This window comes from Vibrio sp. 1978, assembly GCF_033344345.1.
The window spans coordinates 13,520-31,150 of sequence record NZ_JAWPOP010000010.1; the positions used below are offsets into that span (position 1 = coordinate 13,520).

Here is a 17,631-nt window from a genome sequence, read left to right on the forward strand (position 1 = left end):
TAAAAAGACACCATCTTCACGAACTTCGGAGTAATGACTTGGTCCACGTTAGACCCCATCACATAATAGGAGTCTAAACAGAGACACATGCGTATTCTGATTTTTTCTTTAAGCATTGTTGCATCGACAAGCTATGCAGCAAAGCCAGACCCATTCCCAGTTACACCAGATAGTCGCGGGCAAGATTTCATGGTCAGTGCGACGAATCCTTACGTGAGCAGTACCGGTTACTCAATATTGAAAGAAGGCGGTAACGCTGTTGATGCTATGGTTGCGATGCAGATGGTGATGTCTGTCGTTGAGCCAGATATGACCGGAATTGGCGGCGGGACTTTCGCGCTGTTTTATCAACATGACGAGAAAAAATTTCTGGCCCTTGATGGTCGAGATGAAGCACCCTCTAGCGCGAACCCTGAAATGTTTGTTGAGAATGGGGAAGTACTCAGTCGCAACGAAATATTAGGCCCTCGTTCTGTTGCGGTTCCGGGCACGTTGCGGTTGCTTTACACCACTCATGAACAATACGGCAAGTTGCCATGGGCAGAGCTGATTAAGCCGGCGATTACATTGGCGAGCAATGGGTACGCGATGAACAGCTACACCTACGACATCGTAGTAAGAGAGCAAAGCCGACTTGAGCAAGATCCGGAAGTGAAAGCCTTGTATTGGCAAGGGGACGATATTAAGCCGACGGGAACCTTGATGAAGAACCCTAAGATGGCTGAGACGCTGAGGAAGATCGCGCAACAAGGCGATCGTTACCTTTATGGTGGTGAGCTTGGTCAGCACATCGTAGAGACGGTTAATAGTCGTATTGATGACCAACACGAGAAGTTGTCTTTAGAAGATTTTAAACATTACCAAGTGAAGCAGCGTGACATCATTGAGAGCGACTACCGTGGGAATAAAATCGTCTCTTTTGGTTACCCAGCTTCGGGCGGTGTGATGGTCGCTCAGAGTCTTGAACTGCTCGCACCCTATGACATTGCCCATATGGCGAAAACGGATGTGGAACCTTGGCGTCTCATGACTGAAGCGATGCGAATTGCAAAAGCCGATCGTATTGCGTATGCCGGAGATCCGGATTATGTGGAAACGCCAGTTGAACAGTTGTTGTCTAAAGCCTATCTAGATCAGAGACGTGATTTAATCCCTGATAATGGCACTTTAAAAGAGGATCCAAAAGCAGGACAGATAACGCAAACTCAGTATGCGCAATATCAAGGCTTCGAGAGCAAAGATACAGGGCATATTTCTATCGTCGATAGAGATGGAAATGCAATTGCGATGACCAGCACGGTAGGAACGGGTATGGGCTCGGGTGTGATGGTCGATGGCGTTATCTTGAATGCGCAGATGGCTAACTTCTCACCTCAGCCAACGGTTAACGGCAAGCCTACGCAAAACTCAATTGAAGCGGGCAAGCGTCCACGTTCGGCTATTACGCCATTAATGGTGATGGACAGTGATGATAACTTGCGTTTGGTGGTTGGGTCACCAGGTAGTTCACAAATCCCGGGGTATGTACTCAAAACCGTGGTTGGGGTGCTGGATTGGAATTTATCAGCGCAAGAGGCTATTGACTTACCAAACATCCAGTATGGCACTAAGATAGACCGCACCAAGTCTTATGACCCGACTGGTTTGCTGGTGGAAAAGAAAACGTTCGCAGAAATGTTGGTGCCTGAGTTTATGGAGCTTGGCTACCCAGTGCACGTTATTCCAGTGGTAAGCGGTTTGAATGCAATTGAGCTAAAAGATGGCAAGCTTTATGGCGCAACGGATCGTCGTCGAGCCTCTAGTTCAATGGGGGAGTAGTACTCACTTCTATCAAACGAAGCAAACTAAAAAGCCAGTCAATATCGACTGGCTTTTGCGTTCTTTTTAAAGATAAAAGCGTAAGGGTTTATGCCCAACCCGCAGGAGAGCGCTTTCTACGAGGCATGACATGCGGAAGAATCAAACCAAATAGTAAACCTAAACCTGCAACACCGCCGCCATAAGTGAAGTACTTAAGCAGCATGTCATCTTTTTGTGTATCCAGCTTTGCGCGTAGCTCGCGGTTTTCTGTTTCAACAGAAGTAAGCTGATCACTGATCTCAGAGTATTTATTTTCTAGATCTGAAATTTGTTGGTTACGTGTTTCGAGAGAGGTAACAAGACCTGCTTTCTCTGCATCAGAAGTTTGACGAGCATTAGCAAGCTGCTCTTTTACTTCGGCTAGCTCTTTCTCAATGCGAGGAAGGCGAATTGCCATGCTCTCTTGGTTTGTCACAAACTTGCTTTGTACCCAACCAGTGCGACCACGGTCATCACGAACTTGCGTGTAGCCAGTATCTCGGTTGGTTTTAATCAGTTGTACTTTAGAACCGGCGTTAACACTACCAATAATACGGTAGGTGTTATTTGGACCTGAGTGCATAAAAGTGAAGAGGTCATCAGAAATATAACGGTCTGCTGCTAGGGCCGCTGGCGCTGCTAGCAAAGTAAACAAAACCGTGATGATTAGTTTTTTCACAGTAAATCCCTTAACGATTTTTCTTGGAGACAGCGTTGGCACCGAATGATTGGAGCCGGAAATAGACGAATAGTATGCAGTTTCAAACTTCGGTGCAACAAAGAAGGGAGGCAAAGCCTCCCTTTCTGTGCGTTTGAGTCAATAATGACAAAGCGCTTACATTCTATTGACGAGTGTCTTAAGCGAACATCGCTTGAAGTCCGTAGAAGAATACTACGGCCAATAACGCACCCGCTGGTAGTGTAACGATCCATGATGCCACGATGTTACGAACTACGCCTAGGTTCAGTGCTGCGATACCACGAGCAAAGCCAACACCGAGAACCGCACCAACCAATGTTTGAGTGGTTGAAATTGGCAGGCCTGTACCAGACGCTAGAACTACCGTACATGCTGTTGCTAGCTGTGCTGCAAAACCGCGGCTAGGCGTTAGCTCAGTGATGCCTGTACCAACGGTTGCCATTACTTTGTGACCCAGTGTTGCAAGACCGACCACGATACCAATACCGCCAAGAGGTAGAATCCACCAAGCGATGGTGCTTTTCGTGCTGATTTCGCCCATGTGTTCAACAGTCGATACGACAGCAGACAGTGGACCAATGGCGTTTGCAACGTCGTTTGAACCGTGTGCAAATGCCATCGCACAAGCGGTGATAACCATCAGAACGCTGAAGATACCTTCCACGCCAGAAAAGCTGCGGTCTTCTTCGCGATTAGCGAATTTTTTCTGGATGTATACGTAGCCGCCAATCATCACAAGTGCTGAAACTGCAGCTGCCCACATCCAGGCTTCACCATTGGTCAGGTGAAGACCAACGTGTTTTAGACCTTTTTTGATGGTTACAAGTGCAATCACCATTGTTGTGATGAACATGTAAACAGGTACAAAACGTTTCGCATTAAACAGAGGGTTCTCTGTATCAAAAATCAGGCGTTGTGCGCTGACAAAGATAACGTAAGCAAAGAAACCTGAAATCACTGGCGTAATAATCCAGCTACCAACAATGCCTTGAACGCTGCCCCAGTCAACCGCTTCAGTACCTACTGATACGCACGCAAAACCAATGATTGCACCGATAATTGAGTGAGTCGTTGATACTGGCCAGCCCATGTAAGAGGCAAGAAGCAGCCATGTACCTGCTGCCAAAAGCGCAGACATCATGCCGTAGACAAGAACATCTGGTTGACTAGCAAATAAAGAAGTTTCGATTACACCTTTACGGATAGTGTCGGTTACTTCACCGCCTGCAAGGTAAGCACCTGCAAATTCGAAGATCATCGCAATGATGATAGCTTGTTTTACAGTTAGCGCTTTTGAACCTACAGATGTACCCATCGCATTAGCAACGTCGTTCGCGCCAATACCAATCGCCATCATGAAACCAAAAATCGCTGCAACAATAATCAGGACAGTGCCGTAGTTCGCAAGGATATCCATCGTAATACCTAGTTGTTTTATAACAAGCGGAACAAAATTTTACGCGCGCCAAACCATAAGACGATGAAAATAGTCATCGTCCCTATGACACGTGTTAATTATGCTCTTCGTTATGTCGTTAACTTTATGTTTTAAGATCGAGATAGCATGACTTCCAAACGAGCACCTACGCGCTGCGCTTGGTCGGCAATACCACCTACCCATTCAAGAATCTTGTACAGGAACATGACATCGATAGGGTTCATGTCAGCTTCAATCACCATCAACTGTTGGCGAAGTTCAATCTGCATGGCATCGGTATCATCTTCGATAACGTCTAATTGATGAATCATTTCAGCGACGAGCGTCACTTCACGGCCTTTGAAGCCGGTTTCTAGCAATTCATCAAGTTCATTGATTACCTTTTGCGCCTGATCGGCAGCATCAAGACAACGTTGAACGTAAGCGAGGAAGTTTGGTTGGAGAGCCTCAGGGATGACAAGTTGACGACCATATACACGGCCAGCAATGTCTTTTGCCAGGTTTGCAAGTTTGTCCTGTTGAGTCAAAAGCTCAAGCATGTCAGTACGGTCGACTGGCATGAACAAACCGCGAGGCAGTTTTAGACGGATTTCACGTTTCAGCACATCCGCTTCTTTCTCTAGGTGAGAAATTTGTGCACGGATTTCTGCTGCTTTTTCCCAATCACCCTTTGAAGATACTTCAAAGAATTTCACCAAGTGTGAACAACATTCGTTGACACACACAACGTGGCGTTGCAAAGGCTTAATTGGGGACTTTGCAAATAACCCCATAATTGTATTTACTGGCATGGTCATTCAACCTAATAACTATAACCTTAAAAAAACATACACCATTTCTGAGTGCTTGGCGAAATGTTGAACGATGGCTATAAAGGCGCGCATGGTAACGCATTAAATCGCTCATTAAAACTGTTTTAGATCATCATTCCGGCGATATTTCTCTCTTGCCGTGTGAGAAATTACGCAATATCCTGTTTCTATCTGCTTTGAAAGGTATAGCTATGGAAACCGAAATAGAACTGAAGTTTTTTGTTTCTCCTGAATTTTCAGAAACTTTAAAAGAAAAAATTTCTGAGACAAAAGTACTTCAGCATAGTTGTCGTGACTTGGGTAACACCTATTTTGATACTGCCGATAAATGGCTCAGAAAGCACGACATTGGTTTAAGAATTCGCCGTTTTGATGATGTATTCGTCCAAACCGTAAAGACAGCAGGACGCGTCGTCGCAGGCTTACATCAAAGACCAGAATACAATGCTGAGCACACTAGCGACGAGCCTAATCTGTCGCTTCATCCTCTAGATATTTGGCCTCCAGGTAAAGATGCAGAAACGCTGCAATCCGAGCTTATGCCATTATTCTCGACCAACTTCACACGTGAACAATGGCTGATTGGCATGCCCGATGGCAGTCAGATTGAAGTTGCTTTTGACCAAGGCTTAGTTGTAGCCAAAGGTGAAGACGAAGAAGAGAAGCAAGAGCCAATTTGCGAAGTTGAACTGGAACTTAAGTCTGGCCAAACCGAAGCTTTATTCACACTGGCACGCAGCTTTTGCGAGCAAGGTGGTATGCGCTTGGGTAACTTGAGCAAAGCGGCGAAAGGTTATCGACTTGCAAGCGGTTATGCGGGTGATGAAGTAAAATCATTGGCACTTGTGGACAGTAGTCCGACGGATACCGTTGAATTTTGCTTGATCAACTCTTTAGAGCACGCTTTGTCTCATTGGCATTATCACGAGCAAATTTATGCTGAGCGTGACAGCGTGGAAGCACTGCGTGAAATCAGTAATGCCATTCGTTTCATTCGTCAAACATTGACCATTTTTGGCGGGATTGTCCCTCGTCGCGCGAGCGCGATTCTGCGCCAAGAGCTTAAATGGTTGGAAGAAGAACTGAGTTGGTTGGATGAGCATGCACACCTTGAAGAGCTTTTAGATGACAAAGGCAATGTGCTGCGCAAGTTGGATGCACGTAAGTTCTTAGTATCTGAGTTGACTCAGCAGTTACAAGAGTTGCCAAGCCGTGAAGAAGTGCTAGGGTTGCTCAATTCCGCGCGTTACACAGGGTTACTGCTGGATCTAAGCCGCTGGATCTTAGCGCGCGGTTGGCAGCCATTTCTTGATGAAAAAGCACGTGAAAAAATGGCAAGTAATATCATGCCGTTTTCAGTTACTCAGCTCGATCGCACTTGGGCTGAGCTAATGGAAGCTTTCCCAGCAGAGCGCGATTTGACGGCGCAAGAGTACGTTGATCAGCGTTATCGCTTATTGCGTAACCTCTATACTGGTATTGGTTTCGCGAGTTTGTATAACTCGGATGAGCGTAACAGCTTCCGTTTACCATGGGCGGATCTGGTGCATGGTATCGATGATCTGCTAATGCTGAACCACTTGCTCCCGTTGGTTGATATGCTGGAAGATGCAGAAAAAGAGCAGTTAGAACGCTGGTTGCACCGTCAAGAGCGCTCAATTTTGCATGCAATGGATCAAACCCGAGCGATCAGTATGGAAGTACAGCCTTATTGGCGTGAATGATCGTTCTGGTGGTAACGACAAAAAAATAGGACCGCATGGTCCTATTTTTTTGTCTCTGTTTTACGTTGTTGTAGCTCTTTTTCCATGAAATCGAGTCGTTCTAGTATTTGCGCTTGTTGGGTTAGGAGCTGCTCGAGCATACGTTCTTTATTGATTGAACTGTGTGTCTGTTGTTTCGTTGGGGCAGTAAGGATAGAGGTGATAAGACCCGAGATCATACCAAAGATACCCACCCCGCAAACAATGATGATGACAGCCAAAAACTTTCCTATGGAGGTCACAGGATAATGATCGCCGTAACCAACCGTTGAGATCGTTACAAATACCCACCACAAAGCATCGGCGCCAGTGCGAATATTCGCTTCTGGGTTTTTCGCTTCGATAAACAGCATTGCACTAGAACCGAGCGTTATGAGGATAACCATCAATAGCAGTATAGAGGCGACCGTAGTTTCGCGGCGGTTTTCTTTGAGCTGATGCAAAATGAACTTTGACGAACGCAGTACTAATACCACTCGCATAATATGAAAAATACGAGCAAAGCGCAGGGGCTCTATCAATGGGATGCTCGCCACGAAATCTATCCAATGACGTTTAAGGAATAACCAGCGATCTGTGGACCGGATCAAATCAATGGTGAGCTGTAGTAGAAAAATACTACAGATTATGAAATCCAGACCGATAAGAACTTGACGGGTTTCGTGATCGATCGGGAAAAACAACAAGCCAGAGATCACAAATAGTGCCATAAAAGACAATATTAGTGACAACAGGCCCATCGGTCGTGTGCTGTCTTTGATATCATTGTTTTTCATACGAAGCTCAAAATAAATCGCGTAACCACGCAAAGCGCGAACATAACTATAAGTAATATAAAGATTATAGATAAAGACTATATAAGACTCGGTGGAGAACTGACAATGGAAAAGCTGGCATTTAAGCCATGGGAAAGGGTCATATCCGACATTCGACTGGTGCCTAAAATGGTCATGTTGATGGTCTTCAGTACTGTCCTGATCGTGGCAAAACAACTGTGGGACGCAAACACTTTTTACGACTCACTTTTAGCGGCGACACAAAACGCGCAAGTTGCCCAACAGCATTATGAAGCATATTTAACGCAAGTTGCTTGGCAAACCGCCTTATTGATTGTGGTTTTTGTCGTGCTCTTATTAGCGGCGGCTAGAGTGATGTTGCGTCAAACACAGTATCTGAGCGACGCGATCAAACTGATGGCGAGCAAGAACCTCTCTGTTCCATTTGGTATGGATTGTAAAGATGAATACGGAGACGTGGCACGTGAATTAGAAAAGACACGTCGACAATTGCACGATGTTATTCAAATGCAAATTAATGCGTCTGATGAATTATCAACGCTCACCGAAGTCATGACGCTGAGCATGTCGGAAACGAAGGAATCGGCGCAAGAAGAGTTTAACGAAATTGATCAACTTGCTACGGCGATGAGTGAAATGTCGTCGACGGTCCAAACGGTTGCGGAACATGCCCAGACGGCATCTTCTCTAACAGAGCAAGCTTCCGCACAAGCAATTTCTGGTCAGCAGTTCTTGCAAAGTACAATGGCGAAAATGAGTGAACTTTCGTCGGATATCGCTTCATCGGCACAAGCGGTTAACCAAGTTGAAGAACGTGTTGAAGCCATTGGTAGCGTTGTAGGGACGATTCAAGGCATTTCTGAACAAACCAACCTGCTTGCACTGAATGCGGCGATTGAAGCGGCGCGAGCTGGCGAGGCTGGGCGGGGTTTTGCTGTGGTTGCAGATGAAGTTCGTAACCTTGCCCAACGTACACAACAAGCGACGGTAGAAATTCAAGAGATGATCGCACAGCTGCAAACCAGTGCTGAATCTGCGGTAGAACTCATGGAAAAAAGCGTTGTAGAAGCGGCAGATGGAAACGAGCTGGTTTCTAATGCTGGATCTGAGCTCGATGGTATTGTTGGGCAAGTGACGCAAATCAATGACATGAACTTCCAGATCGCGACGGCGTCTGGTCAGCAAAGCAGTGTTGCAGAAGAGATGAGCCAAAACCTCACCAATGTACGTGAGTTGGTTGAAGCCTCAGTTGTTGTTGTTACCGAGCTGCTAGAAACCTCTGAAATGATGCAAAATAATGCAGGTGAGCTAGACAAGAAGATCAAATCTTTCCAAGTTTAATATTCGATCCCGAACTTTTGATAAAACGCCCACAAACCTTTTGTGGGCGTTTTTATTTGCTTTCAGTCTGGTATAAAGAATGAGTTACCGTGCTTTTCAAACAAGGAAGAAAAATGCAGCTGCCTTCGCCACTGATTTCTATCGCTGAATCTGCCGTACAAAACGCCCAAGACGCAGGTTATTTTCCCCTTTGGCCCGATGAGGTTGCGCAGCAATTTCGTTATGTGGCGGGCTTAAGCCAGTTTATAACTGAAGCCATTCATCGCGATGAAGTCCTAGCCCGTGAGTTGCCAAGTATGTTAGCGCAGCCAAGTCGTCAGGAGTCTTACCGCTCACGCCTTGCTGAACTGTTGGAACAATGTCCTGATGAGATGTCTGGTCATCGCGTATTGCGTCAGTTTCGCAATCGAGAAATGGTGTACATTGCGTGGAAGGATTTCACGCATGCATGGTCTCTAGAGACGTCTTTAAGCCACTTATCTGAGTTGGCAGAAGCGATGATTTTTGAAACCTATCAATGGCAATATCAAGTGTGTTGTCAGGAGTGGGGCACGCCAACAAGTGAGGACGGTGAAGTGCAGCCGATGTTAATTATCGGCATGGGGAAACTGGGTGGTGGCGAGCTAAACTTTTCTTCCGATATTGATCTAATTTTCACGTATCCAGAGAATGGCGAAACCCAAGGCGCACGCCGCAGCATTGCCAATGCCCAGTTCTTTACTCGTCTTGGTCAACGCATCATCAAAGCGCTCGACCAACAAACCTTCGATGGTTTTTGCTACCGCGTCGACATGCGACTTCGCCCATTTGGAGAAAGTGGCCCCTTGGTAATGAGCTATGCCGCACTTGAAGATTATTACCAAGAGCAGGGGCGAGATTGGGAACGTTACGCGATGATCAAAGCTCGGGTGATGGGATGTGAGATGTACCCGCAGTATCAAGAGCTACGCCAAATGCTGCGCCCTTTTGTTTTTCGTCGTTATATTGATTTCAGTGCGATTCAATCTTTGCGTCGAATGAAGTCGATGATCAGTAGCGAGGTTCGCCGCCGAGGGTTGAATAACAACATTAAGCTAGGTGCGGGTGGCATTCGAGAAATTGAATTTATCGCTCAAGTTTTTCAATTGATTCGAGGTGGTCGAGAACCTTCTTTACGTAATCGAGGGCTGTTGGAAACGCTGCAAGGCATTGAAGAACTGGCATTGCTTACTCCACAAGAAGTCAGCGATCTAGAAGCCGCATACAAGTACTTGCGTCAATTAGAAAACTTGTTGCAAGCAATGGCGGATAAGCAAACCCAGACGCTGCCTGATTGCGAAACCGAACGCTTAAAGCTCGCCACCGCGATGAAAATGAGCTGTTGGGAGCAATTGATTGAGCAAACCCAGCAGCATATGGCAAATGTTCACCAAGTTTTTGAATCACTAATTGGTGATGATGAAGAAGACGAGGGGACTACCGTTGCTCGTCATTTTCATGAGCTATGGGATATGGCCGACAAACAAGATGTTCTTGAGCATATCTTGCAGCAGGATATTCAGATTGAAGACTTTGCTTCATGCGCGAAAACCATCATCAACTTTAAAACCGATCTGGCCAAAAAAACGTTAGGCCCACGTGGACGCGAAGTGCTCAATCGTTTGATGCCGAAAGTGTTTGATGCGGTCTTTGCCCATCCTGATGCACAGTTTGGTTTATCTCGTGTACTTCACTTGCTACACAACATCTGCACTCGCACGACTTACTTGGAATTATTGGATGAGCATCCAGCGGCTCTGGTGCAGCTCGTACGTTTGTGTACCGCAAGCCCAATGATTTCAGAGCAGCTGTCTCGTTATCCTATCTTGCTTGATGAGTTGATCGACCCTGCGCAGCTGTACAATCCCATTCCATTAGACAGTTACCGTACAGAGCTACGTGATTATTTGGCGCGTATTCCTGAAGATGATATGGAACAGCAAATGGAAGCGTTGCGTCAGTTTAAGCAAATTTGTATTTTGCGTATTGCAGCGGCAGATATTGCTGGCGCATTGCCCGTGATGAAAGTGAGTGACCATTTAACTTATTTAGCGGAAGCTATCGTTGATGCGGTGATCAGTCAGGCTTGGTTGCAAGTGTCTGAAAAGTACGGCGAGCCAACGCATGTGAAAGATCGTGAAGGTAAAGGCTTTGCTGTAATTGGCTATGGTAAAGTCGGAGGGTGGGAGCTCGGCTATAACTCCGACTTGGATATTGTCTTCATGCATGACTGCCCAGTCAATGTCTACACTGACGGCAAAAAAGAGATTGATGGTCGTCAGTTCTACCTTCGTTTAGCACAGCGTATCATTCATATTTTCTCCACTCGCACCGCTTCCGGTATTTTATACGAGGTCGATACCCGATTGCGTCCGTCCGGTGCATCGGGTTTGTTGGTTAGTCCAACGGACGCGTTCGACGACTATCAACATCAAGACGCGTGGACATGGGAGCATCAAGCACTTGTCCGCGCGCGCATGATTTATGGTGATGAACCACTGGCAATTGCATTTCACAATACGCGGCATGATGTGCTGTGCAAAGCACGCGATCAAGCTGAACTGAAAAAAGACGTTGTCGAAATGAGAGAAAAAATGCGCGGTCATCTTGGGGGGAAAAAGCCAGGCCGCTTTATGCTCAAGCAAGATGTAGGTGGGATTACCGATATCGAATTTCTCGCTCAGTACCTAGTGCTCAACTATAGTCACGATAAGCCGAAATTGACGCGTTGGTGTGATAATGTGCGCATCTTTGAAACGCTCATTGCGCAAGATGTTATGGACGAAGACCAAGCAATGCAGTTGATACGTGCTTACACGACAATGCGCAACGAAATACACCGCCGAAATCTACTCAATTTAGACGCTGATGTGGTGGAAGATAAGTTTGTTGCCGAAAGGGAGTGGGTAAAACAGGCTTGGAATCAGTGGTTCAGTTAAGACCATATATTTAGCCTCGATAAGGGCTGTGATAAACTCACTTCGATTTAATTTTTGGAGACCAACAATGAAACCAATTCTACCTGATTACAACAGCGCTGGTGTGCTCATCATCGGTGATGTCATGCTAGATCGTTACTGGTATGGCCCAACCGGGCGCATTTCTCCTGAAGCGCCGGTTCCTGTTGTAAAAGTAGAAAACAATGAAGAGCGTCCTGGTGGTGCTGCGAACGTTGCGATGAACATCGCATCATTAGGTGGCCATGCTCACATTGTTGGTCTAACTGGGGAAGATGAGCCTGCAAAAGTGCTGACGGAGACGCTGAGCTCGCTCAATGTGAAGTGCGATTTCGTTGCGCTGCCTGATTACCCAACGATTACGAAGCTTCGTGTAATGAGCCGTGGACAACAACTGATCCGCCTCGACTTCGAAGACAAATTTGAAAACACAGATTCTGCACCTGTGCTATCGCGTATGGATGCCGCACTGCCAAACGTTAAAGCCGTGATTATGTCTGACTACGCAAAAGGTTCGTTAGAGCATGTTCAGGCATACATTCAAAAAGCGCGCGCAGCAAATATTCCGGTTTTCATTGACCCGAAAGGTGCGGATTTTGAACGCTACCGTGGCGCAACACTTCTTACGCCAAACATGAAAGAGTTCGAAGACGTTGTAGGTAAAGTGAAATCTGACCAAGAGCTAGTAGAGAAAGCGCTGGCTTTGGTTGAAGAGTTTGAATTTGAAGCGCTTTTAGTGACACGCAGCGAAAACGGAATGACCTTGATTCGTCGTGGTCAGGAACCGTTCCACCTTCCAACTCAAGCGAAAGAAGTGTACGACGTGACAGGTGCGGGCGACACGGTTATCTCTGTATTGGCAGCGTCTGTTGCCGCAGGCAAATCATTTGAAGAAGCGTGTGCACTAGCAAACGCAGCGGCAGGTGTTGTAGTTGGTAAACTAGGCACGTCAACGCTTTCTGAGATTGAATTAGCAGAAGCGGTACATGGCAGCCAAGACACGGATTACGGTGTGATTTCAGAAAAAGCACTGATCGAAGCGGTGAAAAAAGCACGAGCTCGTGGCGAGAAAGTCGTTATGACAAATGGCTGCTTTGATATTCTGCACGCTGGGCATGTGTCTTACTTAAACCATGCTGCTGAACTGGGCGATCGCCTAATCGTTGCGGTAAATACCGATGAGTCAGTAAAACGCCTTAAAGGCCCTGGTCGTCCGGTAAACCCAACCGATCGCCGCATGGCGGTGTTGGCAGGTTTGGGCGCTGTGGATTGGGTTGTACCATTTAGTGAAGATACGCCGCAGCGTTTGATCTCAGAAGTTCTACCAAGCTTGCTAGTAAAAGGCGGTGACTACAAACCAGAAGAGATTGCTGGTGGTAAAGAAGTCATTGCGGCGGGTGGTGAAGTTCGTGTATTGAACTTTGAAGATGGCTGCTCGACCAGTGAAATCATTAATGCAATCAAAGGCGGTAAGGGCTAAGCCTGCTGTTTGTTAGCATTGAAATGCTATTTGCTCATAAAGGTCGCTAAGTGCGGCCTTTTTGATACTTGATGCTCAGAGACACTTTTAGGCTCTGAACTACAAGTAATAAAAAACGCCAGCTGATAACTCAACTGGCGTTTTTTATTTATTAAGACCTGAAGTATTCAGTTAGCGGTTATTTTGCCGCTTTCAAACCTGCATCAACGTCCAAGATGTCTTGTTCGCTTAGCGTACCAACTGCTTGGCGTAGCTGAAGAACACTTAAAATGTAGTCGTAACGAGCGTTCGATAGGTTTTTGTTCGCATCGTATAGACGACGAGTCGCGTCCAGTACATCAACGATAGTACGAGTACCTACATCAAAGCCAGCTTCTGTTGCTTCTAGTGCAGAGCGTGCAGAAATAACCGCTTGCTCATACGCACGTAATGCGCCGATAGAGGCGTTAATGTTGTTGTTTTGTGCGCGAACATCTTTTACTACGCTACGGTACTGTGCTTCAAGATCTTCGCTTGCTGCCACGTACGCGTATTCAGCTTGTTTGGTTTGAGAGGTTACGTTACCACCTGTGTATAGCGGTACTGCAAGGTTCACACCAATATTGAAGTTGTCTGTCGTGTTATCACGAGAGCTATGAGAAGTATCACCGTAGTTGTAACCACCGTCTAGAGAGAGCGTTGGTAGGTGGCCAGAGCTTGCTAGTGAAATATTGTCACGCGCAATGTCTTGAAGAATACGTGAAGATAGCAAGGTCAGGTTTTTGGTTTTTGCTTCATCAATGAGCGATTCAGCTGGTACGGTCGATGGGCTAGCAGTGAAGCGGCCAGTGTCCAAAATGTTGAGATCTTTGTGCTCTTGGCCTGTAATTTCACGCAGTGACTCGTAGCTATTAGTTAGCGCGTTTTCTGCCAACACTTCGTCCGCTAGCACTTGGTCGTACTGAGCTTGTGCGTCATGCACGTCAGTAATTGCAGACAAACCTACTTCAAAACGTTGTTTAGTTTGCTCAAGTTGACGGCCAACCGCGGCTTTTTCTGCACGTACGAAAACAAGATTATCTTGTGCGCGTAGAACTTCAAAATACGCTTGTGACACGCGAAGAATCAGTGCCTGTTGCGTCGCTGCGTAAGTTGCGTCTGCTTGGCGAGCACTTTTCTCAGCAGTATCTAGAGAGATCCAAGATGCGCGGTTGTAAAGTGCTTGTGAAAAGCTAACGCCAGCGGTTAGCGCGTTGCCATCGTTTGATACGTCACTAATTAGATTTGAATCGTATTCAGTATCACCACGAGTTAAATTGTAACCCGCAGTAAGGTTGATCTGTGGTAATAGAGCACTACGGCTTGAGGTGATTGCTTCGAAAGCTTGGTCACGTTGTGCTGCTACACTGAGCAATTGTGGATCATTTTGTTTTGCCAAGTCGTAGATTTCAGCCAAAGAGTCTGCGAACGCAGACGTACTCATGCTACCTAGCGCTGCACTGATAAATAGTGGAAGCAATTTTTTCATTTTCTATTCCCGCGGTCCATAGATTGGTTAATTCTCAGTAGTTTAACTCAATTTGCACGATATTTACTCTAAAGTTTGCACTTTTTTACACGTAATTATCCACTTGTGCAATAAATTTTTAGCAAAGACTTAAATTAATTTGTAACTATTATACAAAAAGTTGAGCCAAGTCCTTTGAGCAAGCGAATAACAATGAGTAAACTACAGGATTCACTCAGAGAGGTGTTGAATGCAACAGCGTGACAAACAACAACAAGATTTTACTTCGCGAGATGTAAAAGTCATCTCGAAAGAAACCTTATTTGAAGGTTTTTTCAAAATGGTGAAATACCGCTTTCAGCATAGGCTATTTGCTGGTGGTTGGAGTGGAGTTGTCGAACGAGAAATGTTCGAGCGTGGTCGCGCAGCAGCGATGCTTCCTTATGATCCAAAGACGGACCAGGTCGTAATCATTGAACAGATTCGTATTGGCGCGTTGGAACATGAACACCCTTGGCAGCTAGAAATTGTCGCCGGTATGATTGACCGCGATGAATCTGCTGAAGCCGTAATTCGTCGAGAGGCTGTCGAAGAAGCGGGGATTCAGGTGGGGCGCGTTGTACCTGTTACGTCCTATTATCCTTCGGCTGGTGGTTGCTCGGAAAAGCTAGACGTCTTTGTTGGTGAAGTGGATGCGTCTAAAGCGCACGGCATTCATGGTTTAGACTATGAGAATGAAGATATCCGCGTTCATGTCATGAGTCGTGAAACGGCGTATCAATGGGTGAAGGACGGAAAATTTGAAAATGGTGCGTCGATTATTGCGTTGCAATGGCTGCAATTACACCATCAAGAGTTAAAGTCAGAATGGGGACTATCCCAAACGGTGGAGAGTGAGTAATGGCACAATTGGCTGAAAAACAACAATATCATGTTGATTTAGCTGGTCTTATGAGAACGTATGAGACCAACTACGCTAAGTTGAACGCCTTATTGCCTGCTTCTGCCGAAGTTGGGGATGTGCGTTGCTACCAAGCGGCGAACATGGTTTACCAATTGACCGTGAATGAAATCACAAAATACACCACAGTTGTTGAGATATGTCAGAGTGATGAAACGCCAGTGTTTCCTTTACCGACGATGTCTGTCAGGCTTTATCATGATGCGAGAGTAGCCGAAGTATGCTCAAGCGGAGAGTTCTCTCGCATAAAAGCTAAGTATGATTATCCCAATGACCAACTGATGCAGAAAGATGAAAAGCATCAATTAAACACATTCCTCGGTGAATGGCTGACGTTTTGTTTACGAAGTGGTATCAGTAGAACACCACTTGCCTTCAATTGATCGTCACGTCACTAAAGGAAAATAACAAATAACGATATAGTGGACGAATCAGGTTTTCATTTTGCAATCATCTAGTGACAGCATCAAACTTTTACAAATTACGGATACTCATCTGTTTGCTACCGATGAGGGAAGTTTGCTAAGCGTAAAAACAGTCGATAGCTTCAATGCTGTTGTTGCTGATGTTTTACGCCGCAACGTGGCGTTTGATTACATTTTGGCGACGGGCGATATTTCCCAAGACCATAGTGCAGAATCTTATCAGCGCTTTGCCAACGGCATTGAACCGCTAGAGAAAGACTGCTTTTGGCTACCTGGTAATCATGATTACAAGCCTAATATGGGCAGTGTTTTGCCTTCGCCACAAATCAAAGCCGCAGAGCATGTGTTGCTTGGCGAGCATTGGCAGTTAATTCTTTTAGACTCGCAAGTTGTTGGCGTTCCTCATGGGCGCTTGAGTGATCAGCAATTAACGCTACTCGAAGAAAAGCTAGCCGAACACCCAGAAAGACACACACTTGTTTTGTTGCATCATCACCCGTTACTGGTGGGAAGCGCGTGGCTTGATCAACATACTTTAAAAGATGCCGAAGCGTTTTGGCAGGTTGTCGAGCGTTTTGATAACGTGAAAGGCATTCTCTGTGGCCATGTTCATCAAGATATGAATGTGCTTCACAAGGGTATTCGAGTGATGGCAACACCCTCAACTTGTGTTCAGTTTAAGCCTAACTCGGATGATTTTGCCCTTGATACCACTTCGCCTGGTTGGCGGGAGCTGCAACTACACGCTTGTGGCGATATTACGACCCAAGTAGGTCGGCTTCCTGATGGCCAGTTCCAACCAGACTTCTCTTCTAACGGCTACTAACGCGCCCGAGCTCTCTGTTCGGGCTCGCTTTTTTGTGCGAGATATCTATGAGTAAACCTTCACTTCTTCTCTATATCCATGGCTTTAATAGCTCTCCACTCTCCATGAAAGCGAATGTGATGAGAGCCTACTGCGAGCAACATAGGCCTGATATCAAGGTGATTGTTCCCCAGTTACCTTGTTATCCTCAGCAAGCGGCGAAAATGTTGTTGGATATTATCGAGCAATATAAAGACGACTATAAAATTGGTCTAGTGGGCAGCTCATTAGGCGGTTTTATGTCAACGTGGCTAAATGACAAGTTTGGGTTTAAAGCGGTAGTGGTCAACCCCGCAGTCAAGCCTTATGAGTTGCTAGTAGATTATTTGGGTAAGCAAACTAACCCATATACGCATGAAACCTATACACTTGAAGCTTGTCATATTGACGAGTTAAAAGCTCTTGATGTACAAAGCATCGCGTCGCCACATTCTTTTTGGTTATTGCAACAAACAGAAGATGAGGTTTTAGACTATCGACAAGCGGTAGATAAGTTTGCAGACGCTAAGCAAACAGTAGAACAAGGCGGTGATCACAGTTTTGTAGGCTTTGAGCGTTATCCTGCACAGATTATCGAATTTCTAGAACTGTAATTCGAAAGCGATTGGAAAAGGCTCATAGTTTTTATTGATATATCCAACCGTTTCTTGACATGGGCGGTATGCTTTCCGACTATGTTTTGCCAAAAGATCTTAAGGGTCGAGGACCCTGGCTACTTTGTTATGCATCATGTTTACAAACTCTTAGTG

At 45.8% G+C, this 17,631-nt stretch carries 14 protein-coding genes; 9 read left to right on the forward strand and 5 right to left on the reverse strand.

Annotated features, from left to right (window positions below; all coding sequences use genetic code 11):
- Positions 1 to 87 precede the first annotated feature (87 nt).
- Positions 88 to 1,818 carry a gamma-glutamyltransferase gene (gene ggt / locus R8N49_RS11645; protein WP_025768393.1) on the forward strand — a complete coding sequence of 577 codons (1,731 nt, stop codon included), beginning with the start codon at positions 88 to 90 and terminating at the stop codon, positions 1,816 to 1,818.
- Between the two features lie 88 nt (positions 1,819 to 1,906).
- On the opposite strand, the gene R8N49_RS11650 is transcribed toward ggt, so the two are convergent.
- The 3 genes from R8N49_RS11650 to R8N49_RS11660 all read right to left on the reverse strand — a co-directional run bounded on the left by R8N49_RS11650 (position 1,907) and on the right by R8N49_RS11660 (position 4,768).
- Positions 1,907 to 2,518 carry a TIGR04211 family SH3 domain-containing protein gene (locus tag R8N49_RS11650; RefSeq protein ID WP_005379900.1) on the reverse strand — a complete coding sequence of 204 codons (612 nt, stop codon included), beginning with the start codon at positions 2,516 to 2,518 and terminating at the stop codon, positions 1,907 to 1,909.
- A gap of 178 nt (positions 2,519 to 2,696) precedes the next feature.
- Positions 2,697 to 3,956, reverse strand: coding sequence for an inorganic phosphate transporter (locus tag R8N49_RS11655; RefSeq protein ID WP_005379898.1), 1,260 nt, complete (start codon positions 3,954 to 3,956; stop codon positions 2,697 to 2,699).
- Positions 3,957 to 4,087: 131 nt separating this feature from the next.
- Positions 4,088 to 4,768 carry a TIGR00153 family protein gene (locus tag R8N49_RS11660; protein ID WP_005379896.1) on the reverse strand — a complete coding sequence of 227 codons (681 nt, stop codon included), beginning with the start codon at positions 4,766 to 4,768 and terminating at the stop codon, positions 4,088 to 4,090.
- A gap of 212 nt (positions 4,769 to 4,980) precedes the next feature.
- Between R8N49_RS11660 and R8N49_RS11665 the strand changes: the two genes are divergently transcribed.
- A complete protein-coding gene (locus R8N49_RS11665) occupies positions 4,981 to 6,513 on the forward strand; it encodes an inorganic triphosphatase (protein WP_047101978.1) in 1,533 nt (510 codons plus the stop codon).
- A 41-nt stretch (positions 6,514 to 6,554) separates the two neighbouring features.
- Here R8N49_RS11665 and R8N49_RS11670 read toward each other — a convergent pair whose 3' ends face one another.
- Positions 6,555 to 7,328 carry a potassium channel family protein gene (locus R8N49_RS11670; RefSeq protein WP_025768395.1) on the reverse strand — a complete coding sequence of 258 codons (774 nt, stop codon included), beginning with the start codon at positions 7,326 to 7,328 and terminating at the stop codon, positions 6,555 to 6,557.
- Between the two features lie 105 nt (positions 7,329 to 7,433).
- Here R8N49_RS11670 and R8N49_RS11675 point away from each other — a divergent pair, with 105 nt between their 5' ends.
- From R8N49_RS11675 to hldE, 3 genes are all read left to right on the forward strand, one after another.
- A complete protein-coding gene (locus R8N49_RS11675; RefSeq protein WP_005379890.1) occupies positions 7,434 to 8,690 on the forward strand; it encodes a methyl-accepting chemotaxis protein in 1,257 nt (418 codons plus the stop codon).
- A gap of 113 nt (positions 8,691 to 8,803) precedes the next feature.
- Positions 8,804 to 11,647: a bifunctional [glutamate--ammonia ligase]-adenylyl-L-tyrosine phosphorylase/[glutamate--ammonia-ligase] adenylyltransferase gene (gene glnE / locus R8N49_RS11680; RefSeq protein WP_064368976.1), complete on the forward strand. Its 2,844-nt coding sequence runs from the start codon at positions 8,804 to 8,806 to the stop codon at positions 11,645 to 11,647.
- Positions 11,648 to 11,714: 67 nt separating this feature from the next.
- Positions 11,715 to 13,145 carry a bifunctional D-glycero-beta-D-manno-heptose-7-phosphate kinase/D-glycero-beta-D-manno-heptose 1-phosphate adenylyltransferase HldE gene (gene hldE, locus R8N49_RS11685; RefSeq protein WP_017633601.1) on the forward strand — a complete coding sequence of 477 codons (1,431 nt, stop codon included), beginning with the start codon at positions 11,715 to 11,717 and terminating at the stop codon, positions 13,143 to 13,145.
- A 178-nt stretch (positions 13,146 to 13,323) separates the two neighbouring features.
- On the opposite strand, the gene tolC is transcribed toward hldE, so the two are convergent.
- Positions 13,324 to 14,652: an outer membrane channel protein TolC gene (tolC, locus tag R8N49_RS11690; RefSeq protein WP_005379884.1), complete on the reverse strand. Its 1,329-nt coding sequence runs from the start codon at positions 14,650 to 14,652 to the stop codon at positions 13,324 to 13,326.
- A 229-nt stretch (positions 14,653 to 14,881) separates the two neighbouring features.
- Between tolC and nudF the strand changes: the two genes are divergently transcribed.
- The 4 genes from nudF (at position 14,882) to yqiA (ending at position 17,475) form a co-directional block, all read left to right on the forward strand.
- Positions 14,882 to 15,532, forward strand: a complete 651-nt coding sequence (nudF, locus tag R8N49_RS11695) for an ADP-ribose diphosphatase (RefSeq protein WP_318189985.1) — start codon at positions 14,882 to 14,884, stop codon at positions 15,530 to 15,532.
- Positions 15,532 to 15,975, forward strand: coding sequence for a DUF1249 family protein (locus tag R8N49_RS11700; protein WP_017633603.1), 444 nt, complete (start codon positions 15,532 to 15,534; stop codon positions 15,973 to 15,975). The genes nudF and R8N49_RS11700 overlap by 1 nt, the downstream gene beginning before the upstream one ends.
- Positions 15,976 to 16,036: 61 nt before the next feature.
- On the forward strand, positions 16,037 to 16,843 hold the full coding sequence (gene cpdA, locus R8N49_RS11705) for a 3',5'-cyclic-AMP phosphodiesterase (RefSeq protein WP_167415010.1): 807 nt from the start codon (positions 16,037 to 16,039) through the stop codon (positions 16,841 to 16,843).
- 47 nt (positions 16,844 to 16,890) lie between these two features.
- On the forward strand, positions 16,891 to 17,475 hold the full coding sequence (gene yqiA, locus R8N49_RS11710; RefSeq protein ID WP_017820245.1) for an esterase YqiA: 585 nt from the start codon (positions 16,891 to 16,893) through the stop codon (positions 17,473 to 17,475).
- Positions 17,476 to 17,631 lie beyond the last annotated feature (156 nt).